Raw genomic sequence first — 24,518 nt, forward strand, 5'->3', positions numbered from 1 at the left:
TCCGCTGTTATCCACTGCTGATAGCCCACCGATGTAACGAACGTAACATCGGTGGGCAAGTCAGTGGATCGGAAAGGTTATCCACGCGGAATTAGCCCCCCTCGTGCGCGGAATCACACCCCCACTTGCCGTTGATGTCGCGCGGAATCGCACCCCAAAAGCTCGCGGAATCGCACCCCCCCTAAACCTGTAAGGTTTTTGCCTTTAGCTTTCCCTATATCTATTGCTTGTAATAAGGCGGCTTCGCGCTGTGGATATTTTTACGGGCGACCCCGGCGCAACAGCTTCATGGCCAGAAGCCTGCAGGTTTTACTCCAAGGGGATGTGTCCCTGAATTTCCCAATCCATATGACGCGCAAATCACACCTCGCCGCAATATCGGTAAGAATAATAATATTCTTACTATTACCATACTTACCGCCATGAATTCAACAACCTCACGCCGATGAGCAAGCGCCTAGGAATCCGTGGGCGCCCCTCATGTGTCAACCAAACAGATATTTTTCAGCCGCTAAAATCAGACATGGTTCACCATCGCGTATCTGCAGTCGAACAATGTGAGCGTCGCGCCACGATCCGCAGCAATCTTGCGAGCCAACGCATGGAAGGACATGAGCCGGACGCTCAGGCGTTACAAGACTGCGAAAAATGGGTGCGCGGAGAAACTACGATTAAAGAGATCGTGGAGAGCTACAAGTCCCGGCTTCGAACTATGCTCGCCGCGGACGGCCCCAATCCTCACAATGGGTAGCCAAGCCGCGGGACAGTCAGATCTACTGTTTCATTGACACTTGGGGGGCGGTCAAACTTTAGCCGCTAAAATTTTTGAAGGTCGGCACGCGCGTCACCCCTTCTTGGCGTTCAACCGACCCAATCCAGCCTTGCTGCAACGACGTCCCACCGAGCGGCCACCGACGAACAGGTCAATTCGCAACTAGCCTCAGTTCTGAAGAATTTTGCCAACTCTTCATTGACAGTTTGTCTCACCCCCAGGCGTTCCATTTCCGTTTGCACGACTTCATTGCGCAAGCACTGCGCGACACCATCGCTTACGACGGAATCACCCAAACCAAGAATGTCTCTCTGCAGTCGGTAAAGCGCAATTGCTTTCGCAAGATGTACAAGGGTCAGGGGTACACCATATTCGTGGGCTAGGAGTAATTCTCCCTCGAACTCAGCGACGGCTTGATCAAAACTTCGCCATTCGTCCAACTCGTCAGCAATGACGAGACGGAGCTGCTCGCAAGGTCCCCACATCGCTTTCCAGAGGTTCGCGGGGCCATTCTCGAAAAAACAGGTTGCATCTGACCATGCCTCTACTGCAGAGAGCGCAAGCAGCCTGGCGGCGGACACCGGCCGCGTCCCGTTAAACAACGCCTGCCATCCATTTTTCCCCTGATCCCGAGTGGGGTGCATGGGCGATGCCAAGGCATCGTATTTCTCTGCAAAGCCGTAAACCGATGCGATGCCTTCACGCCTGCTCAGCATACGGAGTAGCGCCACGCTACGTGCGATCTGCCGGCGTCTTTCTACAGTCGATTTCATCATTATTAGGGCAATTTGTCCGGGTAATAAATTTGTCCTTCGTCTACCTGTAAATATAACGCCAAGCGGCGCAAACTTCATCGAAATTAACTTCGATTAACTATCACAAGCGAGAATTTGGTGAGCACGACTCTTGATTTTCTTCTCCAAAAGTACGGGCCAACGATGACCCTGGAGGAACTTGCGGTCGTGTTGAAACGCAAGCCCGGGGGAGTGCGGGTGGTACTGGCCATGCGCACAGAAGAATGGGCCGCCAACCTAAATAGACGGAAGATTCATATTGGGCGGAGAGTTCATTTTCCGACAGAGGCAGTCGCCGAATTACTCACCGGCGATTCAACTAAAGAAGGAGCCGAGTAATGGGAAATTATCCAATTGATCTGGCCGAATGGCTAAGTCAACGCAAAGGCAGTAAATCCACACATGCCTCGACCATGGCGTCATTTCTTGCAGTTTCCGAAAATGTCCGCGATGCAGTAGATGCAGGCTTCGAGCTGAAAACTATCTGGGAACATTTGCGAGAAAAGAAAAGGATTTCATTTCGCTACGAAACATTCCTCAAATACGTTAATCGTCATATCAAGAAAGACACAGGCACAAAGAAGGTAAAAAAACAAAGTCAAGACAAAACAGGAAGCAAGCCCACCTCGTTCTCGTTCAGTCCAAACCCGAAGAAAGATGACCTGCTGTGATGAATCGCTGTTATCGCTCTGTCAACGCACTTCCGATGCGCGACGGAAATGCCATCCCCTCAGAATTTTCGGTCAGTCAGCACCATTTTCGCGCTGCAACCTCTCGGCATGCAAACAACAGCGCAATTAGAGCGATGAACTTGACTCCGCAACGGCGTACTTCATGGCGCGAAAGTACGGGCAGGATGGGTGAAGTACATGTACCGGCAAGCCGGCCCATGTTCTTCACCATCCCCTTATTCGCACTTCGTGCTCAACGGGGAATCCTGCTCTGCGAGGCGATCGGCTACCGCCGAAATGCAATTTGCCATGCCTGACCGGAAATCTGCCGCCACTAGGAAGGGGCACACGCCCATCAATGTTTGGGTGACACCGGATGAGAAATTCGAAATTACTGCAATGGCCAAGCAAACGGGATTTAGCACTTCCAATTTTCTAAGAAATTTGGGAATGGGCTATCAGGTTAAATCCATTGTCGATAACAAGCGCGTTGAAGAACTAGCCCGCATTAATGGAGATTTGGGACGCCTCGGTGGATTACTCAAGCTCTGGCTGACAGACGACGTCAGAACCATCCGATTCGGCGAATCAACCATTCGGGCGCTGCTTTCAAAAATCGATCAAACGCAAACTCAAATGGGCGAAATCATGCGTGAAGTCGTCATGCCTCGGTCGAAGCGGTAAGTCAGATATTTTTAGGAGAGTTCACTATGAAGACAAAAAATTTAGCGGCTAAAGTTGTGGTGGTGGTCGCCCTCGTGGTCCCGAGCATCACGCCCCCGGCGCTTGCCGGCATTCCCGTGATCGACGGTGCGAACTTGACGCAGACTGTCATGTCGGCGGTGGAGAACGTGGCACAGACGCTCAAGCAGATCGAGCAGTACCGCACCCAGCTCCAGCAGTACGAAAACATGATCCAGAACACGGTCGCACCGGCCGCGTACATCTGGGATCAAGCGCAGTCCACGATCAGTGGATTGATGAACGCCGTCAACACGCTGGACTACTACAAGAACCAGCTCGGCAGCCTCGACAGCTACATCGGCAAGTTTCAGGACGTGAGCTACTACAAATCCTCGCCCTGCTTCTCTGCCAGCGGATGCAGCGACGCGGAGCGCGCAGCGATGGAACAGAACCGGCGTCTGGCGAGCGAGAGCCAAAAGAAGGCCAATGACGCGCTGTTCAAGGGCTTGGAACAGCAACAGAGAAACCTCGCCTCGGACTCGCGCATGCTGGAACGGCTCCAATCGGCGGCGCAGGGCGCGACAGGCCAGATGCAGGCCATCGGGTTTGCAAACCAACTCGCCAGCAATCAGGCCAACCAGCTCCTGCAGATTCGCGGCCTGTTGATCGCGCAGCAAAACGCTGTCACGACCAGGATGCAAGCCGAAGCCGATCTTGAAGCCAGACAGCAGGCAACGCACGCCACTTCGACGGAGTCCCGCATCGGAAAAACAGCCAGTCCAAAAAACTGGCTCGAACTGACCCGCTGACCAAGGAGGCCCAACACCATGAAAAAAATGATGCTGCTTGTCGGCCTCATGGCGGCGGTGCTGGCCGGCTGCGAAAAAAGACCTGCCACCATGCCCATGCCAGAGGTTAGCGACGCCAATTGTCAGATCGAGACTATCAGGAAGATCGAGGACAAGGCGACACGCGAAACCTTCGCCGGGTTGTGCTCGCGCCGGTCCCCAACAGGCGGCGGCATTGCGCCGACCGACAAGCCCATGAATTGGCTTGAGTTGGCCGATCCGAAAAACCAGAAGGGAGCGAAGCCATGAGAACGCTTCACAAGCCAGCGCTGTTGATCGGTGCTTTCCTCACGCTCTACTGCGCGGCCGCATCGGCCCAGCTCACCAATCAGGGGATGCTTGACCAGGTGGTAACGGAGTTCGCCACGCGCGCCACGGCCTGGCAAACCGTGGTGATGAACGCCGCGATGTTCCTGTTCTGGACTCTGGGCACGATCTCGATGGTCGTCACGTTCGGCTTCATGGCGCTACGAAAGGCCGACATTGGCGAGTTCTTCGCCGAGTTCATCAAGTTCATTCTGTTCTTCGGCTTCTTCCTCTGGCTCCTGCGTAATGGTCCGAACTTCGCAAACTCGATCATCCAGTCACTGGCTAGGATCGGCGAGCAGGCTTCTGGCTTCTCTTCGATCACGCCGTCCAGTATCGTCGATGTCGGCTTCATGATCTGGAAGCAGGCGATTCGCAACCTGTCGGCCTGGTCGCCCATCGACAGCTTCATTGGCGCGGTCCTGAGCGCAGGCATCCTGCTGCTGCTGGCCGTGATCGCCGTGAACATGCTGCTGCTCCTGGTATCGGGCTGGCTGCTGTCGTACGCAGGGATCTTCTTCCTGGGGTTTGGTGGATCGCGGTGGACCTCGGACATGGCGATCAACTACTACAAGACCGTATTGGGCGTGGCCGTGCAGATCATGACGATGGTGCTGCTGGTTGGCATCGGAAACGACCTGCTGTCCAGTTTCTACGCCAGGATGAACACGGGCACCCTGAATTTTGAAGAGCTGGGTGTGATGCTGGTTTTTTGTCTGGCGTTGCTGATGCTGGTCAATCGCGTGCCGCCACTGGTCGCCGGCGTCATCACAGGTTCAAGTGTTGGCGGTGCGGGCGGCATTGGTAACTTCGGTGCCGGTGCCGCCATGGGTGCCGTGATGGGCGCGGCGACCATGGCCGCAGGCGCAGCAAGCGTGGCTGGTTCGGCTGTGCTGGGTGGCGCGGCCTCGGCCGCTGGCGGCGCATCGGCGATCAAGGCCGCCTACAGCAAAGCCTCTGCGGCCTCCAGCGAGAGCGGCGGCGGCGGTGGCATGGGGGACACGATGGGCGGCGTTGCCATGGCCGCCGCAGGCCCTGGCGGCGGCAGCTCTGGCGGTGGCAGCGTCTTCGCTGGCATGGACACCGGCAGCAGCTCGGGCGGCAAGAGCAGCGAGCCGGCCGGCGAGGGCAAGGACTCGGGCGGCGGCGCGGCACTTGGTGTCGAAGGGAAGGCCGACGCAGGCGGCAAGGCCGCAGGTTCTGACACCAAGGGAGGGGGGCCGGGCCCCGGCCTGGCACCCGGCGAGCAACGCTCCACCGGCAGCATGTTGGGCCGTGCGGCGGCCATTGCTACAGGCACTGCGGGCAACCTGGCGCAAGGCTCATGGGACGTGGCGAAAACAAAGGCCTCAAGCATGCGCGAGTCGGCCTTTGATCGCATCAGCGAAACGACGGGCGGAAAGATTGCTTCCGCGATCCGGGCAAGTCGAGATCAAGAAGGCGCGTTACACGATGCCCCCACATTCGACAGCAACAGTCTTGGCAAGGCTTCCATCGCTGACGACGAGGTTGCAGCGTTCGTCAGCCGGCGCCCTCTGTAAGAGCAAATCGCACCGGCCGGGTGCAACCGGCCGGCACTTCCACTTAACACCTGATGGAGAGGTGACTCATGGCAACTCGGAATAGTACAGAAGCAACGAAGGCAGTTCAGCAAGCCGCTACGCAGCTCGCACGAATCGACTTCGATTTATTGAACCAAGAGATGGCACTGCATGTGTCGCCGCTGATCGAGGCGGTGGTCAACATGCTGATGATCGTCTACTACCAGGCCGAAACCGGGCATGCCACAAAACACGATTTCCTTGAGGCCAAGGCTGGCCTACGGCAATCGTTGAAGGTCCACTAAGACCCAAGTGCCAAGTACCGAACTGCGGCCGTTGGCCGCCTTTTTTACGCCACCTGTTGCCATGCGTCATTGCAAATAAGCTGACCACACCCTCGCCGCCGATAATCGATCAACACCAAAAGGCCAAGACATGAACAAGCATGCGGACGCTGAGCCGTTTTTCATCACGGAGGAGGTCGAAGCCGACATGCGGGCTGCTGGGTATGTTTTCGAGCCGCCGAAGCACACATCAACAACTCGGCTGAGCAACGTCTTAGGCAGTCTCTCCGACATCGACCTGGCGGTATGGCCGGGTGAAATTGCGGAACTAGAGCGAGCACGACGCAAAGGCAATCAAGCTTGAATTTTTAGCGGCTAAAGGCTAACCCTTCATGGTGAACTCCTTCAGTGCGACCCGGGAACGAGCAGCCGCACGGTGAAGATGCCCAGGACGGTCATTGTGAAGCTGCCAAGAACATGGATGCCGGTGGCCGCTGCGGCAGTTAGCAGGCGGCCGGATAGGAGGTTCTCGACCACCTCGGCGGAAAAAGACGAGAAGGTCGTGAGCCCTCCCTGGAAGCCCGTGACCACTCACACGCGCGCGCTGCTCTCGCTTTCCAACAACACCGACCGGGGCTGTCAGGAAGCCCGCGACATCGCCAAGTCGCACCTGGCGGCAGTGCGGGCCAAGATGGCCGAGCTTCGGCAGTTGGAGCGCAGCCTTGCGCGCTTCGTGCAGGACTGGGACCAAGAATGCGCGGGTGGCCCGGCCGCACAGTGCTGCATCTTTGAGGACCTGCGCAAGGGGCAGGCGAAGCCCACGGCGAGCTGCTGCTAACTAGCCAGCGGTTTCGCGCGCGGGAAACCGCGTGCGCCGGGAATTGTTCAGCGTCGCAGATCCATCGCCAAGCGCGTCAGTGCAAGGCATGCGGCCAAGCCCAGGCCTGTCGAGATCCACAGCGCACCCACGCCCAGGCGCTCCACGGCCAGGCCGAACAGGAACGGCGCGCCGGCCTGCACGATGCGGGCCGGCAACATCAGGAAGCCTTGGCGCTGGCCGTAGCCCTCAGCGCCGAAGAACAGCAGCGGTAGCGTCCCGATGGCAATGGTCAGGATGCCATTGCCCAGGCCGTGCAGCACGGCGAAGGCCATCGCGGCCGAGCTGCCGAACAGGCCGATGCACAGCGCGCCCAGGGGATGGCCCAGCGTGGCCAAGCGCGCCGATAGCAGCGGGTGCGCACGGCTCAGAAACGCGAACTCGATCAGCCGGCCCGCGACCTGGGCCGGCCCCACCAGCGCCGCGATGCCCACGGCCGCCACCAGGCTGGCCCCCACGCCCAGCAGCAGCTTGGGCAGGTGCGCGGCCATGGCCGTACTGGTGAACCAGGCCACGGCGAAGACGAAGGCCAGCAGGACGGCGGCACCGCGCTGCTTGTCCGGGGCCAGGGTTGCCTGCTGCTCGGGCTTGCTGGTGGCATCGCCCGATGCGGGCTCAGCGCGCTCGGCCACCGGCAGCATGGCGTTGAGCGGCAATGCGATGACCAGGTGCAGGCCAGCCCACACCAGACAGGCCCCACGCCAACCCATGGCGCTCTCCAGCCAGGCCGTGAGCGGCCAGCCAACGGTGCTGGCGAAGCCGGCGAAGAGCGTGATGCCTGTGATGGTGCGCCGTGCCTGCTGGCCGTGCAGGCGCACGGCCGTGGCGAACGCGGCTTCGTAGAGGCCGCTGCCCATCGCCAGGCCCATGACGGCCCAGGCCGCGAAGACGTGCAGCGGCTGCTGTGCCTGGCTGAGTGCAGCCAGACCGGCCGCGAACACCAGATTGCTGCCGATCAGCACGGGCCGCCCTCCCCTCCGGTCGATCAGCTTGCCGGCGAATGGGCCGATGGCTGCAGACATCAACAAGGCCACCGAGAAGGCGCCGAACACGGCCGAGCTGGAGATGCCCACGTCACGGGCGATGGCGCCGGCCAGGATGGCCGGCAGGTAGTACGACGAGGCCCATGCCAGCGTCTGCGCCACGCCCAGCAGCACGGTGGTCGTGGTTCGGCTTTGCACCTGGTGCGGGCCTGTCAGATGCTGCGCAGGTTGACCCGCTTGGACAGCGCCTCGGCGCTCTCACGCCGCTCGCTGTAGCGGTCCACCAAGTAGCCGGCGCAGTCGCGCGTGAGCAGCGTGAACTTGACCAGTTCTTCCATCACGTCCACCACGCGCTCGTAATACGACGAGGGCTTCATGCGTCCGTCTTCCTCGAACTCCGCGAACGCCTTGGCCACCGACGACTGGTTGGGGATCGTGAGCATGCGCATCCAGCGGCCCAGCACGCGCAGTTGGTTGACCGCGTTGAAGGACTGCGAGCCGCCCGATACCTCCATGACGGCCAGCGTCTTGCCCTGAGTAGGCCGCACCGACCCGACCGCCAGCGGAATCCAGTCGATCTGCGACTTCATGATGCCGGTCATGGCCCCGTGCCGCTCGGGCGAGCACCACACCATGCCCTCGGACCACTGCGCCAGGTCGCGCAACTCCTGCACCTTGGGGTGGTCCTCGGGCGCGCCATCGGGCTGCGGCAGGCCGCGCGGATCGAAGATGCGCGGCTCGGCACCCATGGCCTGCAGCAGGCGCGCCGCTTCCTCGGTCACGAGCCGGCTGTAGGAGCGCTCACGCACCGAACCGTAGAGCAGCAGGATGCGCGGCTGATGGGTCGCGCGCTCGGCCGGCAGCAGCCGGGCCAGGTCGGGCCTGCAGAAGTGGTCGGCGTCGATGTTCGGCAGCTCAGGGCTTTGCAACGCGCGCTCCCTTCTCGTCAATGACGGTCTCGCCGCCTTCCTTCGTGAAGGCGCCTTGCTGCGGTCGCGGCAGCAGGTCCAGCACAGCTTCCGACGGGCGGCACAGCCGCGTGCCGAGCGGGGTCAGGACGATGGGCCGGTTGATCAGGATGGGCTCCTGCAACATGAAGTCGATCAACTGCGCATCGGTCCATGTGGTGCTGGCTAGGCCCAGCGCGTCGAAGGGCGTGCCCTTCTGGCGCAGCAGCTCGCGCGGCGTGATGCCCATAGCTGCGATCAGCTTCTGCAGCGTGGCCCGGTCGGGTGGGTTTTTCAGGTACTCGATGACCTGGGGTTCCTCGCCGGAATTTCGGATCAACGCCAGCACGTTGCGCGACGTGCCGCAGGCGGGGTTGTGGTAGATCGTGATGTTACTCATGGTCGGTTCCTTGTTGGACGGCCGGCGCTCAGGCGAGGCTCAGGCGCAGTGCCAGGGCCGAGAGCGTGACCAGCAGCACGGGCAGCGTGAGCACGATGCCCACGCGGAAGTAGTAGCCCCAGGCGATGGTGGTCCCCTTCTTCTGGAGTACGTGCAGCCAAAGCAGCGTGGCCAAGCTGCCGATGGGCGTGATCTTGGGGCCGAGGTCGCAGCCGATCACGTTGGCGTAGACCATGGCCTCCTTCACCACGCCGCTGGCCTGCGATGCGTCAATGGACAGCGCGCCGATCAGCACGGTGGGCATGTTGTTCATGACCGACGACAGCAGCGCCGTGAGCACGCCCGTGCCGAGCGCTGCGCCCCAGATGCCGCCTTGCGCGAACCAGTCGAGCAGCGTGGCGATGCGGTCGGTCAGGCCGGCATTGCGCAGGCCGTAGACCACCAGGTACATGCCCAGCGAGAACACTACGATCTGCCAGGGCGCACCGTGCAGCACCTTGCGCGTGCTGATGACGTGGCCCCTGGCCGCGACGGCCAGCAGCACCACGGCGGCCACGGCCGCGACCGCGCTGACGGGCACACCCAGCGGCTCCAGGCCGAAGAAACCCACTAGCAGCAGGACCAGCACCACCCACCCAGCGCGGAAGGTGCCCGGGTCGCGGATGGCCTGCGCCGGCACCTTGAGCTGGGCCAGGTCGTAGCGCGCCGGCACATCCCGGCCAAAATAGAGCAGCAACACCAGCAGGCTCGCCAGTACGGCGGCGATGTTGACCGGCACCATCACGGCCGCATACTGGTTGAAGCCGATGCCGAAGAAATCGGCCGACACGATGTTGACCAGGTTGGACACGATCAGCGGCAGGCTGGCCGTATCCGCGATGAAGCCGGCCGCCATCACGAAGGCCAGTGTCGCGGCCGGCGAGAAGCCCAGCGCGACCAGCATCGCCATGACGATGGGCGTCAGTATCAGCGCCGCGCCATCGTTGGCGAACAACGCGGCCACGGCCGCGCCCAGCAGCACGATGAACGCGAACAGCCGGCGGCCGTTGCCGCTGCCCCAGCGGGCCACGTGCAGCGCGGCCCACTCGAAGAAGCCCGCTTCGTCCAGAAGCAGGCTGATGATGATGACGGCAACGAAGGTGGCGGTGGCGTTCCACACGATGCCCCACACCACGGCGATGTCGGCCAGGTGGACCACACCGAAGACCAAAGCCAGCACGGCGCCGAGCGATGCGCTCCAGCCGATGCCCAGGCCGCGCGGTTGCCAGATGACTAAGACAAGTGTGAGCAGAAAAATCAGGATGGCCGCGAGCATGGCGGGGGCGCCTTCTATAGGGAGAACGGGGGATGCGGACCGGCTGGGCCGCAAGAGAGGTCAGCGCTTGGCCAGGTCGCGTACGGACTGCTGGATCGTCAGCTTGTCAATGGCTGCGGCGGGCAGGTTGGTGAACAGCTCGACGCGATGACGGATGGCCAGCATCGTTTTGCGGAACGCTGCCTGCTTCTCTTCGGCACTGCCCTCCACCTCGGAAGGGTCCGGGTAGCCCCAATGCGCCGTGGCGGGGTGGCCTGGCCAGATCGGGCACACCTCGCCGGCCGCGTTGTCGCAGACGGTGATGATGAGATCCATGTGAGGTGCGTCGGGCTTGGCGAACTCGTCCCAATTCTTGCTGCGCAGCCCTTCAGTGGAAATGCCCACGCGTTGCAGTGCTTCCAACGCAAGCGGGTTGGGCTGCTGGTTCTCGCGCGGGCTGCTGCCTGCGGAGAAGCCGCGGAATCGGTCGCCGGCCATGCCGTTCAGCAAGGCTTCGGCCAGGATGCTGCGGGCTGAGTTGTGGGTACAAAGGAACAGGACGTTCAGTGGTTTGGATGTCGAGGTCATGGGGTTGTCGTGGTGAAGTGAATGGGTCAGCAGCAGGCCTTAGAAGGCCCGCAGCAGGATGCGGATGCCGGCGCGGCCACAGGGGCGCAGCACGTCGCTGCAGCGGTCTTGGCCGGACCTGGCTTGCCGAACACCGGCACGTTGCCCAGCGTCTGGAAGTGTTCCCAGGCCACGCCCTGCGGGTCGGTGATCCAGTGCTTGTCGCTGCGGGCGTAGCAGCACGTCGTCTGGCCTTCATCGAGCAGCGCCAGGTCGGCCGCTTCGGCGCGGTCCTTGAGGTCGGCCAGCTCGGCCGCCTCGTCCACCTGAAAGCCCAGGTGGTCCACGCCCGGCGCTGCGCCGCGCGTGGAGATGGCGAAGTTCAGGCGCGGGTCTTCCAGCATCCACTTCGCATAGTCGCCCTCGATGCGCGCGGGCTCTGCGGCGAACAGCTTGGAATAGAAGACGATGCTCTGGTGCAGGTCGGTGACGTGCAGATGGACGTGGAAGCGCTTCATGGGGAGCCTTTCAGCAGCGGCACGCATCGGCCGCGTCGGTGGTCGAACACGCTGCGCCCTCGCAGCAGTTCTCGGTGAGGTAGCCCAGCAGCTCGTTCATCGTGGTGAACGAGGCCCGATAGATGAGGTTGCGGCCCTGCCGCTCCTGCGTCACCAAGCCGGCATGCGTCAGTTCCTTGAGATGGAACGACAGCGTGTTGCCGGCCACGTCCAACTGCTCGGCTAGTGCGCCCGGAGTCAGGCCCTCAGGTCCTGCGACGACCAGGGCGCGGAACAGGCGCAGGCGCAGCGCTTGTGCCAGGGCTGCGAGGGAACGGACGGCATCGGCTTCTTGCATATATCTACTATACAACAAATATTGAACTATTTCCAAACGCAGGGAACATGGCCCCTCTAGGGGTCGCCTCAGAAAACGGAAGTAAAGCACGCTAAGGCGTGGCTACCCTCGGCTTCGCCACGTCGGCACTGCGCGGTTCTTTCTCCCCTTGCAGCGATGCAATCAGCGGACAAGAAACGTTCCCTTGCCGTGCATGACAGGCGCACACCAGTTCAGATAGCACGCTTTCCATGCGCGCCAGGTCGGCCATCTTCTCGCGCACGTCCTGAAGCTTGTGTTCGGCCAGGCTGCTGGCCTCCTCGCAGTGGGTGCCGTCATCCAGCCGCAGCAACTCGGCAATCTCGACCAGACTGAAACCCAGTCGCTGGGCCGATTTCACGAAGCGCACCCGCGTTACATCCGTCTCGCCATAGCGGCGAATGCTGCCATAGGGCTTATCTGGTTCAGGCAGCAATCCCTTGCGCTGATAGAAGCGGATGGTCTCTACATTGACCCCGGCCGCCTTGGCAAAAATACCGATGGTCAGGTTCTCAAAAATAGTTTTCATATCGCTTGACTCCGTACATAACTACGGAAGTAAGCTTAAGCTATCCAATACAAATTCGAAAGGACAAGCGCATGTCTGAACCACAAAACGGGCGCGGGGCGCTCTTCACTGGAGGGCTAGCCGCCATCCTCGCCTCGGCCTGCTGCTTGGGACCGCTGGTTCTGATCGCCTTGGGGTTTAGCGGCGCTTGGATCGGCAACTTGACGGTGTTGGAACCCTATCGCCCCATCTTTATCGGTGTGGCGCTGGTGGCGTTGTTCCTCGCCTGGCGGCGCATCTACCGCCCTGCGCAAGCCTGCAAACCGGGTGAGGTCTGCGCGATTCCCCAAGTGCGAGCTACTTACAAGCTCATCTTCTGGGTCGTAGCCGTGCTGGTTCTGGTCGCGCTCGGATTTCCCTACGTCATGCCATTTTTCTATTAATTACAGGAGTTCACCATGAAAAAACTGTTTGCCTCCCTCGCCCTCGCCGCCGTTGTTGCGCCCGTGTGGGCCGCCACCCAGACCGTCACGCTGGCGGTTCCCGGCATGACCTGCGCCGCCTGCCCGATCACGGTCAAGAAAGCGATTTCCAAGGTCGAGGGCGTCAGCAAGGTCGATGTGGGCTTCGAGAAGCGCGAGGCCGTCGTCACTTTTGACAACGCCAAGACCAACGTGCAGAAGCTGACCAAGGCCACCGAAGACGCCGGCTATCCGTCCAGCGTCAAACAGTAAGCCACTGAACCGGGAGCCACATCATGGGACTGATGACACGCATTGCCGATAAAACCGGCGCGCTCGGCAGCGTCGTTTCCGCGATGGGCTGCGCTGCCTGTTTCCCGGCGCTCGCCAGCCTTGGCGCAGCTATCGGGCTGGGGTTCCTGAGTCAGTACGAGGGCCTGTTCATCAGCCGCCTGCTGCCGCTATTCGCCGCACTGGCCTTCCTGGCGAACGCGCTGGGCTGGCTCAGTCATCGGCAATGGCTGCGCAGCCTGCTCGGCATGATCGGGCCGGCCATCGTGTTCGCGGCCACGGTCTGGCTCCTGGGCAACTGGTGGACGGCAAACCTGATGTACGTCGGCCTGGCCTTGATGATTGGTGTGTCGATCTGGGATTTCATATCGCCCGCGCACCGCCGCTGCGGCCCGGACGGCTGCGAACTCCCAGCCAAACGTATGTGATAGACGGCTGACCGTGCGAAACGGCGGCCTACACCAATAAGGAAGGATGATATGACCACTCTCAACATCACCGGCATGACCTGCGACTCGTGCGCCGTTCACGTCAAGGACGCCTTGGAGAAAGTGCCCGGCGTGCACTCGGCGGACGTGTCCTATGCCAAGGGCAGCGCCAGACTGAACATCGAGGCCGGCACGGCACCCGACGCGCTGACTGCCGCCGTGGCCGCCGCCTTGGCAAAAACGAGTTATCGGGCAACGCTCGCCGATGCGCCCGTGACTCCGGCGGGCGGCGGATTGCTCGGCAAGATGCGCGAATGGCTGGGCAGTGAGGACAAGGCTGGCGTGGACGGTGACAAGCTCCACATCGCCGTGATCGGCAGCGGCGGGGCCGCGATGGCGGCAGCATTGAAAGCCGTCGAGCAAGGCGCGCGCGTCACGCTGGTCGAGCGCGGCACCATTGGCGGCACCTGTGTCAACGTCGGCTGCGTGCCGTCCAAAATCATGATCCGCGCCGCCCACATCGCCCACCTGCGCCGCGAAAGCCCGTTTGATGGCGGCATCGCAGCCGCTACTCCTGCCATCCAGCGCACGGCGCTGCTGGCCCAGCAGCAGGCCCGCGTCGATGAACTGCGCCACGCCAAGTACGAAGGCATCCTAGAGAGCAATCCCGGTATCACCGTGCTGCACGGCACAGCCCGCTTCAAGGACGGCCACAGCTTGGTCGTGCAACTCGATGGCGGCGGTGAGCGTGTGGTGGCGTTCGACCGCTGCCTGATCGCCACCGGTGCAAGCCCGTCCGTGCCGCCGATCCCCGGCTTGAAGGACACACCTTATTGGACTTCCACCGAGGCGCTGGTCAGCGAGGCTATCCCTGTGCGGCTGGCCGTGATCGGCTCATCGGTGGTGGCACTAGAACTGGCGCAGGCGTTCGCCCGACTCGGAGCGAAGGTGACGATCCTGGCGCGCAGCACGCTGTTCTTCCGCGAAGACCCGGCTATCGGCGAGGCGATCACGGCCGCGTTCCGCATGGAGGGCATCGAGGTGCTGGAACACACGCAAGCCAGCCAGGTCGCCTATGTCAATGGTGAAGGGGATGGCGAATTCGTGCTCACCACGGCGCACGGCGAATTACGCGCCGACAAGCTGCTAGTCGCCACCGGCCGCTCGCCCAACACGCGCAGCCTGGCACTGGACGCGGCGGGCGTCGCACTCAACCCGCAAGGCGCTATCGTCATCGACCCCGGCATGCGTACCAGCGTGGAACACATCTACGCCGCTGGCGACTGCACCGACCAGCCGCAGTTCGTCTACGTGGCGGCAGCGGCCGGCACCCGTGCGGCCATCAACATGACGGGTGGTAATGCGGCATTGAATCTGACCGCGATGCCGGCCGTGGTGTTCACCGATCCGCAGGTGGCCACCGTGGGCTACAGCGAGGCGGAAGCGCACCACGACGGTATCGAAACCGACAGCCGCACCCTCACGCTCGACAACGTGCCGAGGGCGCTCGCCAACTTCGACACACGCGGATTCATCAAGCTGGTGGTGGAAGAAGGCAGCGGACGGCTGATCGGCGTGCAAGCGGTCGCGCCGGAAGCGGGCGAACTGATCCAGACGGCCGTGTTGGCGATCCGTAACCGGATGACGGTGCAGGAGCTGGCCGACCAGTTGTTCCCCTACCTGACGATGGTGGAGGGGCTGAAGCTCGCGGCGCAGACCTTCAACAAGGATGTGAAGCAGCTTTCCTGCTGCGCCGGGTGAGGAAAAGGAGGTGTGCGATGAGCACCTACACGGTATCGCAACTGGCCCATGACGCCGGGGTGAGCGTGCATGTCGTGCGCGACTACCTGGTGCGCGGCTTGCTGCGGCGTGTCGCCTGTACCACGGGCGGTTACGGCGTGTTCGACGATGCCGCCTTGCAGCGCCTGTGCTTCGTGCGCGCAGCCTTCGAGGCGGGTATCGGCCTCGATGCCCTGGTGCGGTTGTGCCGGGCACTCGATGCGGCGGACGGCGACCAGACCGCCGCGCAGCTTGCCGTCCTACGCCAAGTCGTTGAGCGCCGACGCGAGGCGTTGGCCGACCTGGACGCGCAGATGGCCGCCATGCCGACTGAGCGGACGCATGCGGAGGCCTTGCCATGAGCGCCCCTGAAAACCTGCCGCCGCCTGAGACGCGCAGACCCGTCACGGGCTACCTGTGGGGCGTGCTGGCTGTGCTGACCTGTCCTTGCCATTTGCCGATTCTTGCCATTGTGCTGACCGGCACGACGGCTGGCGCGTTCATCGGGGAGCACTGGGAAGTTGCAGCCCTCGCGCTGACTGGCTTGTTCGTCCTTTCCGTGACGCGGCTGCTACGAGCCTTCAGGGAAAAATCATGAGCGATTTTCAACCAACTGAATGGACGGTGACGTAACTGCCAGGCGGTTGCGCGCGGGCAGCTTGAGCTGCACTACCAGCCGATTGTCGATTTGCACAGTGACCAGATTGTCGGGCGGAAGCCCTGTTGCGATGGCGTCATCCAACGCACGGACTCCTGCTGCCGGGCCAGTTCCTGCCCGTGGTCGAATCGTCCGGCCTGATGCCTGAAATCGGAGCTCGGGTGCTGGGTGCAGCCTGCTGCCAGATGCGCGACTGGCGGGTGCTGGCATGGCAACCGTTCCCAAACGAGCTCCACACCGGCCAATTTGGGTAGCCAAAACCGACCCGGCTAATTTGATCCGTGGCGCGAGTTCTTGGCCCCCTGTAGCATGACCAGCTCATTTGCGTATACCCAAATTGACCAGGACCGGCACCCATGAGCAACTACTTCCCAGGAAAGAAGAAGGCGAAGCGCAGCGCGATCATCACGCCGCGCACCGCCCAGGAAACCCAAATCGCAGCAATGCCCCGTGTGTCGCGTGAAGCGCGCCAGGCGCTGCGGGACGTGCCACCGCTGCGCGTCGGCGGTGCTGACCTGGTGCAAGGCAGCGACCGCATCATGCGGACGCCGACCGCGCACCAGGCGCAAGGTGTTGGGTTCAAGGTGGCGCGCATCTATCTCCGCGTCAGCACCGACGAACAGGACTTGAGCCGGCAGACGGCCATCGTGGACAGCACACGCGCTGCGGGCTGCTACGTCGCCGGCATCTACAGGGAGAAGGCATCGGGCGCACGGGCCGACCGGCCCGAGCTGCTGCGCATGATTGACGACCTGCAGCCCGGTGAAATCGTGGTGGCCGAGAAGATCGACCGCATCAGCCGCTTGCCGCTGGCCGAGGCCGAGCGCCTGGTGGCCTCGATCCGCGCCAAAGGTGCCCGCCTGGCGGTGCCCGGCGTGGTCGACCTGAGCGACCTCGCGGCCGAGGCCCAGGGCGTTGCCAAGATCGTGCTGGAGTCGCTGCAGGAGCTGCTATTGCGCCTTGCCCTGCAGATGGCCCGCGACGACTACGAAGACCGGCGCGAGCGGCAGCGCCAGGGCGTGGCGCTTGCGAAGGAAGCGGGACGGTACACCGGCCGCCAGGCCGACACAGCAACTCACGAGAGGATCACTGCGCTGCGCACTGCGGGGCACAGCATCCCCGATACGGCCAGGCTGGCCGGCTGCAGCGAAAGCCAGGTCAAACGGGTGTGGGCGCTGCGCAACTCGCTCCAGTGACCTGCAGCGGCTCGCTCCATACATCGAGCGAGTCCGTTTCAAGCTCGATCTTCATGCGTCGTGTGGCCTCGGCGAGAAGAGGCGGCGGAATTACTCGCCACGGCGCAAACTCATTCCAGGCGTCTAAGGACAGCAAGGTTTCACCCAACCTGGCGGGGTGCCTGGCGGCTCGAATGAACTTCACAAGCCGTTGTCTCGCGGCTTCTGTGCCGATGCCCAGCTCTTGCGCAGCGGCCCTGGCGGACAGACCACCAACCACCAGCGCAGCTACAGCGATGCCGTCTCGCACCCTGCGGTCGAAGCGTGCCTTGTTTCGTTCCTTCACTGCTTGTTCCTCGGCCATTCTGGCCGCGCTGCGCGGTACGCCACGAACCCCGAAGTTAGCGACCCCGAGTTGCTTCATGCGCTTCTGAATCTGACTTGTCGGCCGATTGAGAGCGGCAGCAACCTTGACCAGCGTATTCGTTCCAAGGATTGCATCCTCAGCCTCTGTCCAGGGCCGTGCAGTAGCGTGCTGTTTTGTCATGTCTCCTATCTTTGCGGACAGTGGCTTTGCGATCAACGCAATAGTTGGCCGTCCAGGTTGACACTGCAGCCGCGACGCGATGCCGGGGGTTGGTCAAGCGCGTTTGGTCAATGCGGGCGACGGCCTCACCAGCTTGACCGTGACGCCGGCAGGCCGCATGAGCGCCTTAACCACGGCGGCCGACACCTCATTGCGGGACTGCCAGGGCGCGGAACAGGCGCAGCGCTTGTGCCAGGGCTGCGAGGGAACGGACGGCATCGGCTTCTTGCATAACTCTATAATACAACGATTATGGAATTATTGTAACCGCGTTCATGCATGTCTTCGTTCAGAGTGGATCAAGCCCCAGCCTTTGCTCGATGTAGGGCATGAGGTCTGCAGCCCAGTCGCATCGCGCCACTTCGCGCCAGACCACGTGTGCATTGAGCCGCATGGTCGGCGAGACGATGACCCAGAGCGGGCACACGACATCGATGAAGCTGAACAGTTCAAGATAGACCTCGCGCGTCTGGCATGCGTGGGCGATCACAGGCTGAAGTTGCCTCTAGCAGTCCAGCGCCCACTGCCGCAGCTCCGGCGAGCCAACCAGGATGGACTGCTGGACCGACAACACCGTGGTGGCCAGCGCATCGAAGCTGCCAAGGCGCGCCAAGCCCTTGAAGTGGGTCACATCGAGCGCTTGGAACTCCAGCCTCTTCGGAGAGCCGCGTGGCATCACGCGTCGCGATTAGTGACATCCTGGGAAGTCCTAGCTCAGAAAGATCGGACGGAGCACCCGTTCCGAAGACGGAATGTGTATCGAAAGAGATAACGAACTGAGCTGACCACCAGGTCAAGATGACAGCATCAAGCCATCCGCTTCGCCAGGTCTTCAGCCCGAGGGTGGTAGTACCGCATCAACATTCGCGGGTCCTTGTGCCCTGTGATCTTGGTGAGTTCATGCAGCGGAAAGATCTCTGCCAAGCGCGAAGTGGCTTCGTGTCGCAGGTCATGGAAACGCAGATCGGTGAGGTACCGCGCATCGGGCTTCTGGCGCTTTTCCTTGCACTCATGCAGGTAGCCCTTGCGGGCACGCGTCACAGCGCGTTCAAAGGCCCTTGTGACGGCATCGCTGCGGATGCTGAACACTGCCCCGTCGTCGGCGCCTGACTCACCCGGCTCTTCCCCGTCCTCCTTGGCGTCAATCCCACCGTCTTTCAAAGCGGCGAGAACTTGGATTGCACGGGAAGACAACGGCACATCGCGCGAAGTGCCGTTCTTGGTTGAGGGCAGGTGTGCCACCCGACGATCCAGGTCGATGTGTTCCCATCGCAACCCCACGATTTCACTGCGTCGCATAGCCGTTTCGACGGCCAGCCTGATGATCGCAGGCAACATTACCGAGCCACTTGCCGCAACGACACGCTCCAGTTCCCCTTCGCTGGCGTTGCGCTGAGCTGGCTCCTCGTTCGGTTGCAGAACATCAGCCTTTGGCGCTTCCACCGCGATGCGGCGAGTCCGGGCATTGTCCGGCTGCGGCTTTCGCACCAGCTCGACCGGATTGGACAAGCTCTCCATGCCCCATTCCTTGCGCGCGATGGTGAAGACGTGGGACAACACAGCGAGGCGCCGGAGCACCGTGGCCGGCTGGTACTCCTTGAGCCACACATCGCGCAGCTTGGCCACGTCCGCACTGCGGATCGACGCCAGCGGCCGCTTGGCCATCGTGGTTCCCCGCCAGATGCGCAAGAACGACTTCTCGCCGGCTGCGCTTTTCTTCCCTGGCGTCACCTCTTCCTCGTAGCGCTCCAGCGCTTCGTGAAGGGTCGTGGCCTCGGCCTCGCCCCTACTGACCCAGACGCCACGCGCCATTTCCGACTCGTTCATCTTCGCCCAGGCCTCGGCCTCGGCCTTGGTGGTGAAGGTCTTGCTCAGAGGAGGAAAGCCATGCCTACGGATCTGCGCCCGCCACTGGTACGGGCCACGCTTGTTGATTGCTGCCATTGAAAACGCTACTCGCTGCTGGCTGTGCCAAAAATGTGCCAATAAAAGCATTATAGCCAAAAATCACCAGCAAAATAAGGCCACGCCTTTCCATTCGTAATGAGAAGGTCGGGTGTTCGATTCATCTCTCCGGCACCAAATAAAAAGCCCCTGATTCGCAAGAGTCAGGGGCTTTTTTCAATCTGAAGCTCTTCTATTCAGCCAAGTCTTGCAGCGGATCGATCGCTGGCTGAAGCACGAATGGCTTGCGCTTTGCAGGTCGACCAATGCGCTCCGTTGCACTTATTTTGTCGATCATCGCAAAGACCGCTTTTTCGATGGCGGTTCCGGCTTCGTAGTTTGCCGGCGCGGACAGCGACGCTCGGCCATCTTCTACTAGCTTGGTTGCAATTTCCTTTGCGCCCTTCTTTCGCGAGTTGTATACAGCGATAGCGTGGCCACCCTGATCTTTGACAAGTCGCATGCATGGGACATCTGTGATGCCATCTCCCACAAAGATGATGCTTTCGAAAGGAACCGCTCGATCTTCCTTTGGAATAAAACGATTAATGACGCTGTTGTCATGAACATCCAAACTTCCCTTGTTTATTCGAAAGAGAAACTGCGTTTTCGTTGTGTAGTTCATCGCAACGGCAGGCCAATGAGCCACACCGTTGTGATCAAACATGAAGCCAGACCCGTATATTTTTTTGAATTTCGATCGAATTGCAGTGCCTTCAATCATCTCTCTAATTCCAGACGAAATGATGAAATGTTCAACCTTGCATCCCCTTGACTTTCCGTACTGATCGACTCGATCGAACCAGTCAAGGACGCCAGGAAACAGGTCAATGCTGGCACCAAATTTTTGAAAATCAGCACGTTGAACTGGGACATGAGCCGCCTTAGCCTTCTCAAGCATGAGGTGCATATATGCCAGAATTTCATCCGCCTCCTGCTCCGCAGCTAAATTTTTGACCTCATTCCAAAAATTGGATGACGTCATTTTTAGTGCAGGAATGAAGTCGTACTCCTGCATGTTTCCCGCTGCAAGGGTTCCATCAAAATCGTAGGCGATGGCCACCGGAGCATATTTTTTAGACATCTAGCGCTTTCCATTCGAAGGATTTTTTTCGGTCGTTAGTTGACCACAATCTGCTATCACGCGCCTTGGTAGATGACAGCACAAGATTTTTCCTCGCCAAGAGAACGAGCGCCCCATAGAAATCAGGCGCGGAGGTAGATTCTCCAAGGGGGTGCATCGACAAAAGAGGAATAGGTCGAATCACCTTAGCGTGGAGCGCAGTGCTTCGGTCTCACTCCTACTCCTTGCGTTGTCGCCCTCCACACTCGCCATCCGCTGAAACAACTCAACTACGTCCGTCGCTAGGTCCGCAGCAATCCACATGATGTGGTCCCGATGCCTCGCTCCAATCGCATCGAACCACTCACAGCCATCCCCATAGCAACAACTCAGCAGAGATTGCAGTTGAGTCAGCTTGTTCTCAAGAATGTCTGACGCGTCCGGCTGGTGGTTCGCGTCGTGGGAGGCAGGCGTGTTTCGCCCGGCGATAATTTGATCAGCCACTTGATGTGCTCCTTCCAAGGTAACGCACGTTGTTTGGTCAGACGGTCAGGGTGTTAGCGCACCCTGGCCGTCGCCTTTTGTGCCTCACATCGACATCGCTGCGTGTGCATCGATGTCCCGCCGTGAGGCGCGGCGGTCGTTCAAATGTAGGGAGAGAAGCGCGTCAGCGGAAGCCTCTCACGGTGAACAAATGAGGACTCGCGTCGACTTGTAGTGGCGCACGCGAAGACGATCGCCCTGCAAATCGCGCACCGGCCTCAACCAGCACCCGCGGCCCACGCCTCCACCCGCCGCACCAACGCATCCCGCCGCGCCACCACCTCCGCCAGCAGGTACTGCCGCGCCTGCTCTTGCGCCACGTCGCTCGACAGAAACCACTGCTCGCGCTCGGCGCTGCCTTGCGGTGGCGGGTTGCCCCACCCTGCTTCGCCGTTGGCGCCTCTGAACGCTTCGGTCATGGGCAGGCGGCCGTCGGTCTTGCCGATGCTCGACAGCGCATCGGGCGGGCCGTCGAGCGCGATGCGCACGTGCACGACGCTCTCGCCTTCGGTGTGGATCGATGCGCCCAGGCCGCCCTCGCGGTGCACGCGCCACAGCTCGGCCGCGGAGGCGTTGCGGACCCAGCTCTCCAGGGCTCGGATCAGGCTCTCGAGAATGATTTGTTGGTTCATGAGGAATATTTCACACGTTTCTGTCTGGTGTCGGCAAGCGGCCACGGTGCGATGGGGCCAGAAAGCCGTTGTAACTTCTTGCCTTGGCGCCTGCGCTATATTTCTTGGCATGGAAAAGGCATCCGACATAGGCAAACCCACGGTTCCGATCGACCTGATCGGGCCGGAGCATTGGGTCCGTTCACGGCGCGGCCCTCGCCGTACGACGAAGGTGCTCTTCATCTTGCTCGGCGGGCTCGCAGCAGCCACAGCAGTGGCCTACAGCTTCTTCGGCGCGGGGCGCTGAACACAAGCAAACAAGCAAGCAGCCCACGCCTTCACTGATTCACTCACTCGCTCACCGCGAGCCGCACAAGGCAAAGCCCGCTGTCCGTTGATCCAACGGGCAGCGGGCTTTTCTCTTTGTGCGCGTGGCGCTACTGCAGCCGCGAGCCGCGCGGCAGGCGCTTGGCCAGCCACTCGTGCACGTCGGCGCGGATGTTGCGGCCTTCGAGCAGGAAGTTCTCGAAGCGGCTCGGCACGTACGGCAGGTAGACCAGCGGCATGCCGGCTTCTTCGGGCGTGCGCGCGGCCTTGCGGTTGTTGCAGACGGCGCAGGCGCTCACGAGGTTGGTCCAGCTCCACGGGCCGCCGCGCGACTCGGGCATGACGTGTTCGCACTGCAGGTCGCGGTCGGCGAACACCTGCGCGCAGTAGGCGCAGGTGTGGCGGTCGCGGCGCAGCAGCTTGGCCTTGGTCACGCCGGGCACGACGTCGAAGAGGTTGATCTTCGACGCACCGCGCAGCGCGATGATGGGCGCGACATCGATGCGCGACTGCACACCGCGCGCCACATTGAAGCCGCCGCGCAGCGTGGCCAGCGGCAGCGCGCCGTCTTCCCAGGCCACGTTGCCGGTGGCGTAGTGCAACACCGCCTGCTCCAGCGAGATCCAGGCTTGCGGCGTGCCCTGAATATCGAGTTGCAGGACGTGTGAATGCATGACGAATCGCCTCCCTTCGCGGCGATGGCTTGTGGTGAACGGATGGGGTGCACGAACGGAATCGAACCGTTGTCAGCGGGACCACAACCCGCGGCTCTGCCATTGAGCTACACGCACCATTGAAGAAACAGAAGACGAGCAGTGCCGAGCTGCTACCACTCACCCGACGCGCGCACGCGCTGGTCGAGGTCGAGGCTGTCGAATGGCGCCTCGCTGCCGCCCGGCAATGCCGACGCGCGATCCGCCACGTAACGCGGCCCGAGCCCTACGCCGAAGCGCTGGGCCAGCGACCACACCATGTGCCTGCGCGGCAGCGGTGCCGGGTGCACGGCGATCATCCGGATCGGTGAGTTGCGCTTGCGCATGAGGGCCTCCTGGGTGGGTAACGAAAAAAGAAAGTAATGACTTGAAAAATGTCCGGTGACGGGTTCCGGCGCCGCCCTATCTTTGCGGCCGGTTTCCACGGGAGGGCCACGCCTTGGCATGGCCCGGTCCCGCTCGGGTGTGGTCCGTGTGGCAGGAGTTGAACCTGCGACCCTCTGGTCCCAAACCAGATGCGCTACCAGGCTGCGCCACACACGGAAGAAAAACAAAAAGAGCCTGCCCGCGCTTCCATTTCGGTTGTGTCCTCACGCGACGGGCCGCGCGCTGGGCGCGGCCCCGTCGAACGTCGCTGCACAGGAGTGATCAACTCATGCACATCCCGCCAGACCGTCGACGCGGCAATTTCTGGCGGTGGGGTGAAGGCACACCCGAAATGAAAAGCGGCAAAAACAAAAAGGCCCGGAACCTTGCGGTGTCCGGGCCTCTTTGCGAGAGAGCTTGAGAGATGCGCGCCTACGCGCGACCTCCACCCGGGGGCACCTGATGAGCCTCGAACTGACCACCCACGCGCAGACGGGCTGCGGCTTTGGCGGCGTACGCGGTGTTCAGGTGCGAAGACAACGACAGGGGCGACGGCATGTCGAAACCATGGCAGAACCCGACGCGCACGAGCGGTCGGCCCGAGGCGGGTCGATGGCTGGTGAGGATCAGTGCGGTGTTCACGATGGTTCCTGGTCAAAAATTGCCGCTGTCGGCTGTAAGGGGTTGGAAAAAAGGGACGGCTTGTGCCGTGAATTGGAGGCAACTGTAAAGAGTGTTTACGGCGACGTCAACAACCGGGACAATCTTTTCTTGTCTTGTTGTTGTTTTTGAACAGTGCCCCATACCACCGTCGCGCGCCGCCGCAATGCGCTTGTGCTGCATCGCCGCTTTCTCGAGGACGCCGTCGCGGCGGGCCTGCCCGCCAAGGGACTCGACCAGGCCTTCGCACGCAAGCTCGAAATCTCTCCGAGCATGTGGAGCCAGATCAAGAGTGCGCGGCCCATCGGCGACAAGCTCGCACGGCAGATCGAACGGCACTGCGACGTGGCCGCCGGCTGGCTCGACGAAGACAACACTGCGCCTTCGGAAGCACCGCCCGACGCGGCGGAAGAACGCTTCGTGGCGGCCGCGCGTGAGGCGTGGCTCCAGGCCAATGCGAAGGGAAAGCGGGAACTCAGCGGCTGGCTGAAGAAGCACGCGCAGGAGAAGAAGGCGCTCGAGCCTGCCGACGGCCCTGCGCCGGCGCCCTAGCCTTGCTCAGGC

40 protein-coding genes and 2 tRNA genes are annotated in these 24,518 nt (G+C 61.7%); 21 read left to right on the plus strand and 21 right to left on the minus strand.

Going from position 1 to position 24,518, the window contains the following annotated elements; genetic code table 11:
• Positions 1-523: 523 nt before the first annotated feature.
• The gene (locus AC57B8_RS06810) at positions 524-751 is read left to right on the plus strand and encodes an antitoxin VbhA family protein (protein WP_496479116.1); all 228 of its coding nucleotides are present in this window, start codon (positions 524-526) and stop codon (positions 749-751) included.
• Between the two features lie 110 nt (positions 752-861).
• Here the strand turns inward: AC57B8_RS06810 and AC57B8_RS06815 are convergent, their stop codons facing one another.
• Positions 862-1,626 (minus strand): hypothetical protein, encoded by a 765-nt coding sequence (locus tag AC57B8_RS06815; protein ID WP_496479032.1) that lies wholly within the window; start codon positions 1,624-1,626, stop codon positions 862-864.
• An 84-nt stretch (positions 1,627-1,710) separates the two neighbouring features.
• Here AC57B8_RS06815 and AC57B8_RS06820 point away from each other — a divergent pair, with 84 nt between their 5' ends.
• From AC57B8_RS06820 to AC57B8_RS06855, 8 genes are all read left to right on the plus strand, one after another.
• On the plus strand, positions 1,711-1,905 hold the full coding sequence (locus tag AC57B8_RS06820; RefSeq protein WP_496479033.1) for a hypothetical protein: 195 nt from the start codon (positions 1,711-1,713) through the stop codon (positions 1,903-1,905).
• On the plus strand, positions 1,905-2,237 hold the full coding sequence (locus AC57B8_RS06825) for a TraK family protein (RefSeq protein ID WP_496479034.1): 333 nt from the start codon (positions 1,905-1,907) through the stop codon (positions 2,235-2,237). Before AC57B8_RS06820 ends, AC57B8_RS06825 begins: the two co-directional genes overlap by 1 nt.
• A 309-nt stretch (positions 2,238-2,546) precedes the next feature.
• A complete protein-coding gene (gene traJ / locus AC57B8_RS06830; protein ID WP_496479035.1) occupies positions 2,547-2,921 on the plus strand; it encodes a conjugal transfer transcriptional regulator TraJ in 375 nt (124 codons plus the stop codon).
• 26 nt (positions 2,922-2,947) lie between these two features.
• Positions 2,948-3,730, plus strand: a complete 783-nt coding sequence (trbJ, locus tag AC57B8_RS06835) for a P-type conjugative transfer protein TrbJ (RefSeq protein WP_496479036.1) — start codon at positions 2,948-2,950, stop codon at positions 3,728-3,730.
• A gap of 18 nt (positions 3,731-3,748) precedes the next feature.
• The gene (gene trbK, locus AC57B8_RS06840) at positions 3,749-4,018 is read left to right on the plus strand and encodes an entry exclusion lipoprotein TrbK (protein WP_496479037.1); all 270 of its coding nucleotides are present in this window, start codon (positions 3,749-3,751) and stop codon (positions 4,016-4,018) included.
• The gene (gene trbL / locus AC57B8_RS06845) at positions 4,015-5,616 is read left to right on the plus strand and encodes a P-type conjugative transfer protein TrbL (RefSeq protein ID WP_496479038.1); all 1,602 of its coding nucleotides are present in this window, start codon (positions 4,015-4,017) and stop codon (positions 5,614-5,616) included. Before trbK ends, trbL begins: the two co-directional genes overlap by 4 nt.
• 68 nt (positions 5,617-5,684) lie before the next feature.
• Positions 5,685-5,921, plus strand: a complete 237-nt coding sequence (locus tag AC57B8_RS06850) for a type I toxin-antitoxin system ptaRNA1 family toxin (RefSeq protein ID WP_496479039.1) — start codon at positions 5,685-5,687, stop codon at positions 5,919-5,921.
• Positions 5,922-6,051: 130 nt separating this feature from the next.
• The gene (locus AC57B8_RS06855) at positions 6,052-6,264 is read left to right on the plus strand and encodes a hypothetical protein (protein ID WP_496479040.1); all 213 of its coding nucleotides are present in this window, start codon (positions 6,052-6,054) and stop codon (positions 6,262-6,264) included.
• Between the two features lie 41 nt (positions 6,265-6,305).
• On the opposite strand, the gene AC57B8_RS06860 is transcribed toward AC57B8_RS06855, so the two are convergent.
• Positions 6,306-6,491 carry a CrcB family protein gene (locus tag AC57B8_RS06860; RefSeq protein ID WP_496479041.1) on the minus strand — a complete coding sequence of 62 codons (186 nt, stop codon included), beginning with the start codon at positions 6,489-6,491 and terminating at the stop codon, positions 6,306-6,308.
• On the opposite strand from AC57B8_RS06860, the gene AC57B8_RS06865 reads away from it, so the two are divergent.
• Entirely contained in the window at positions 6,484-6,738 is a 255-nt protein-coding gene (locus AC57B8_RS06865) for a MerR family DNA-binding protein (RefSeq protein WP_496479042.1), read from the plus strand. The two genes, AC57B8_RS06860 and AC57B8_RS06865, sit on opposite strands and share 8 nt — an antisense overlap.
• A 47-nt stretch (positions 6,739-6,785) precedes the next feature.
• Here AC57B8_RS06865 and AC57B8_RS06870 read toward each other — a convergent pair whose 3' ends face one another.
• The 8 genes from AC57B8_RS06870 to merR form a co-directional block, all read right to left on the minus strand.
• Positions 6,786-7,958 (minus strand): MFS transporter, encoded by a 1,173-nt coding sequence (locus AC57B8_RS06870; protein ID WP_496479043.1) that lies wholly within the window; start codon positions 7,956-7,958, stop codon positions 6,786-6,788.
• A 14-nt stretch (positions 7,959-7,972) separates the two neighbouring features.
• Positions 7,973-8,689 carry an arsenical resistance protein ArsH gene (arsH, locus tag AC57B8_RS06875; RefSeq protein ID WP_496479044.1) on the minus strand — a complete coding sequence of 239 codons (717 nt, stop codon included), beginning with the start codon at positions 8,687-8,689 and terminating at the stop codon, positions 7,973-7,975.
• Entirely contained in the window at positions 8,676-9,107 is a 432-nt protein-coding gene (gene arsC, locus AC57B8_RS06880; RefSeq protein ID WP_496479045.1) for an arsenate reductase (glutaredoxin), read from the minus strand. Before arsC ends, arsH begins: the two co-directional genes overlap by 14 nt.
• Positions 9,108-9,135: 28 nt before the next feature.
• A complete protein-coding gene (locus AC57B8_RS06885; RefSeq protein WP_496479046.1) occupies positions 9,136-10,422 on the minus strand; it encodes an arsenic transporter in 1,287 nt (428 codons plus the stop codon).
• A 60-nt stretch (positions 10,423-10,482) separates the two neighbouring features.
• Complete coding sequence (locus AC57B8_RS06890) at positions 10,483-10,989, minus strand: arsenate reductase ArsC (RefSeq protein WP_496479047.1); 507 nt, start codon at positions 10,987-10,989, stop codon at positions 10,483-10,485.
• A gap of 26 nt (positions 10,990-11,015) precedes the next feature.
• Entirely contained in the window at positions 11,016-11,486 is a 471-nt protein-coding gene (locus AC57B8_RS06895) for an ArsI/CadI family heavy metal resistance metalloenzyme (RefSeq protein WP_496479048.1), read from the minus strand.
• Between the two features lie 10 nt (positions 11,487-11,496).
• Entirely contained in the window at positions 11,497-11,823 is a 327-nt protein-coding gene (locus AC57B8_RS06900) for an ArsR/SmtB family transcription factor (RefSeq protein ID WP_496479049.1), read from the minus strand.
• A 91-nt stretch (positions 11,824-11,914) separates the two neighbouring features.
• Complete coding sequence (gene merR, locus AC57B8_RS06905) at positions 11,915-12,370, minus strand: mercury resistance transcriptional regulator MerR (protein ID WP_496479050.1); 456 nt, start codon at positions 12,368-12,370, stop codon at positions 11,915-11,917.
• 71 nt (positions 12,371-12,441) lie between these two features.
• Here merR and merT point away from each other — a divergent pair, with 71 nt between their 5' ends.
• Genes merT through merE form a run of 6 tightly spaced genes read left to right on the plus strand, consistent with a single transcriptional unit; the run spans position 12,442 to position 15,906 of the window.
• Positions 12,442-12,792: a mercuric ion transporter MerT gene (gene merT, locus AC57B8_RS06910; RefSeq protein ID WP_496479051.1), complete on the plus strand. Its 351-nt coding sequence runs from the start codon at positions 12,442-12,444 to the stop codon at positions 12,790-12,792.
• Between the two features lie 15 nt (positions 12,793-12,807).
• Positions 12,808-13,083, plus strand: a complete 276-nt coding sequence (gene merP, locus AC57B8_RS06915) for a mercury resistance system periplasmic binding protein MerP (protein WP_496479052.1) — start codon at positions 12,808-12,810, stop codon at positions 13,081-13,083.
• 23 nt (positions 13,084-13,106) lie between these two features.
• Positions 13,107-13,529, plus strand: coding sequence for an organomercurial transporter MerC (gene merC / locus AC57B8_RS06920; protein WP_496479053.1), 423 nt, complete (start codon positions 13,107-13,109; stop codon positions 13,527-13,529).
• A gap of 51 nt (positions 13,530-13,580) precedes the next feature.
• The gene (gene merA, locus AC57B8_RS06925; RefSeq protein WP_496479054.1) at positions 13,581-15,290 is read left to right on the plus strand and encodes a mercury(II) reductase; all 1,710 of its coding nucleotides are present in this window, start codon (positions 13,581-13,583) and stop codon (positions 15,288-15,290) included.
• Positions 15,291-15,307: 17 nt separating this feature from the next.
• Positions 15,308-15,670, plus strand: coding sequence for a mercury resistance co-regulator MerD (gene merD, locus AC57B8_RS06930; protein WP_496479055.1), 363 nt, complete (start codon positions 15,308-15,310; stop codon positions 15,668-15,670).
• Complete coding sequence (merE, locus tag AC57B8_RS06935) at positions 15,667-15,906, plus strand: broad-spectrum mercury transporter MerE (RefSeq protein WP_496479056.1); 240 nt, start codon at positions 15,667-15,669, stop codon at positions 15,904-15,906. Before merD ends, merE begins: the two co-directional genes overlap by 4 nt.
• Here merE and AC57B8_RS06940 read toward each other — a convergent pair.
• Positions 15,901-16,050 (minus strand): hypothetical protein, encoded by a 150-nt coding sequence (locus AC57B8_RS06940; RefSeq protein WP_496479118.1) that lies wholly within the window; start codon positions 16,048-16,050, stop codon positions 15,901-15,903. The two genes, merE and AC57B8_RS06940, sit on opposite strands and share 6 nt — an antisense overlap.
• Here AC57B8_RS06940 and AC57B8_RS06945 point away from each other — a divergent pair.
• Both AC57B8_RS06945 and AC57B8_RS06950 read left to right on the plus strand, forming a co-directional pair.
• Positions 16,032-16,220, plus strand: a complete 189-nt coding sequence (locus AC57B8_RS06945; RefSeq protein WP_496479057.1) for an EAL domain-containing protein — start codon at positions 16,032-16,034, stop codon at positions 16,218-16,220. The two genes, AC57B8_RS06940 and AC57B8_RS06945, sit on opposite strands and share 19 nt — an antisense overlap.
• A 102-nt stretch (positions 16,221-16,322) precedes the next feature.
• Entirely contained in the window at positions 16,323-17,162 is an 840-nt protein-coding gene (locus AC57B8_RS06950; RefSeq protein ID WP_496479058.1) for a recombinase family protein, read from the plus strand.
• Here AC57B8_RS06950 and AC57B8_RS06955 read toward each other — a convergent pair.
• The 6 genes from AC57B8_RS06955 to AC57B8_RS06980 form a co-directional block, all read right to left on the minus strand.
• Positions 17,125-17,688, minus strand: a complete 564-nt coding sequence (locus AC57B8_RS06955; protein ID WP_496479059.1) for a hypothetical protein — start codon at positions 17,686-17,688, stop codon at positions 17,125-17,127. The two genes, AC57B8_RS06950 and AC57B8_RS06955, sit on opposite strands and share 38 nt — an antisense overlap.
• Before the next feature lie 328 nt (positions 17,689-18,016).
• Entirely contained in the window at positions 18,017-18,217 is a 201-nt protein-coding gene (locus AC57B8_RS06960) for a hypothetical protein (protein ID WP_496479060.1), read from the minus strand.
• A 15-nt stretch (positions 18,218-18,232) separates the two neighbouring features.
• On the minus strand, positions 18,233-18,403 hold the full coding sequence (locus tag AC57B8_RS06965) for a hypothetical protein (protein ID WP_496479061.1): 171 nt from the start codon (positions 18,401-18,403) through the stop codon (positions 18,233-18,235).
• A gap of 131 nt (positions 18,404-18,534) precedes the next feature.
• Positions 18,535-19,671: a site-specific integrase gene (locus AC57B8_RS06970; RefSeq protein ID WP_496479062.1), complete on the minus strand. Its 1,137-nt coding sequence runs from the start codon at positions 19,669-19,671 to the stop codon at positions 18,535-18,537.
• Between the two features lie 193 nt (positions 19,672-19,864).
• On the minus strand, positions 19,865-20,755 hold the full coding sequence (locus tag AC57B8_RS06975; RefSeq protein WP_496479063.1) for an HAD family hydrolase: 891 nt from the start codon (positions 20,753-20,755) through the stop codon (positions 19,865-19,867).
• Positions 20,756-21,495: 740 nt separating this feature from the next.
• A complete protein-coding gene (locus AC57B8_RS06980) occupies positions 21,496-21,909 on the minus strand; it encodes a hypothetical protein (protein ID WP_496479064.1) in 414 nt (137 codons plus the stop codon).
• A 109-nt stretch (positions 21,910-22,018) separates the two neighbouring features.
• On the opposite strand from AC57B8_RS06980, the gene AC57B8_RS06985 reads away from it, so the two are divergent.
• A complete protein-coding gene (locus AC57B8_RS06985; RefSeq protein ID WP_157627325.1) occupies positions 22,019-22,195 on the plus strand; it encodes a hypothetical protein in 177 nt (58 codons plus the stop codon).
• 130 nt (positions 22,196-22,325) lie between these two features.
• Here the strand turns inward: AC57B8_RS06985 and AC57B8_RS06990 are convergent, their stop codons facing one another.
• The 4 genes from AC57B8_RS06990 to AC57B8_RS07005 all read right to left on the minus strand — a co-directional run bounded on the left by AC57B8_RS06990 (position 22,326) and on the right by AC57B8_RS07005 (position 23,471).
• On the minus strand, positions 22,326-22,889 hold the full coding sequence (locus AC57B8_RS06990) for an HNH endonuclease (protein WP_062473294.1): 564 nt from the start codon (positions 22,887-22,889) through the stop codon (positions 22,326-22,328).
• 43 nt (positions 22,890-22,932) lie between these two features.
• Positions 22,933-23,006 (minus strand) — tRNA-His (locus tag AC57B8_RS06995).
• 35 nt (positions 23,007-23,041) lie between these two features.
• A complete protein-coding gene (locus AC57B8_RS07000) occupies positions 23,042-23,254 on the minus strand; it encodes a short-chain dehydrogenase (RefSeq protein WP_496479065.1) in 213 nt (70 codons plus the stop codon).
• 140 nt (positions 23,255-23,394) lie between these two features.
• Positions 23,395-23,471 (minus strand) — tRNA-Pro (locus AC57B8_RS07005).
• Positions 23,472-23,756: 285 nt separating this feature from the next.
• Between AC57B8_RS07005 and AC57B8_RS07010 the strand changes: the two genes are divergently transcribed.
• Entirely contained in the window at positions 23,757-24,086 is a 330-nt protein-coding gene (locus AC57B8_RS07010; protein ID WP_307588821.1) for a hypothetical protein, read from the plus strand.
• A 3-nt stretch (positions 24,087-24,089) separates the two neighbouring features.
• Complete coding sequence (locus AC57B8_RS07015) at positions 24,090-24,506, plus strand: hypothetical protein (protein ID WP_496479066.1); 417 nt, start codon at positions 24,090-24,092, stop codon at positions 24,504-24,506.
• The last annotated feature ends 12 nt before the right edge of the window (positions 24,507-24,518 follow it).

Source organism: Variovorax sp. BGA-UO-ETr-C22 (genome assembly GCF_059567965.1).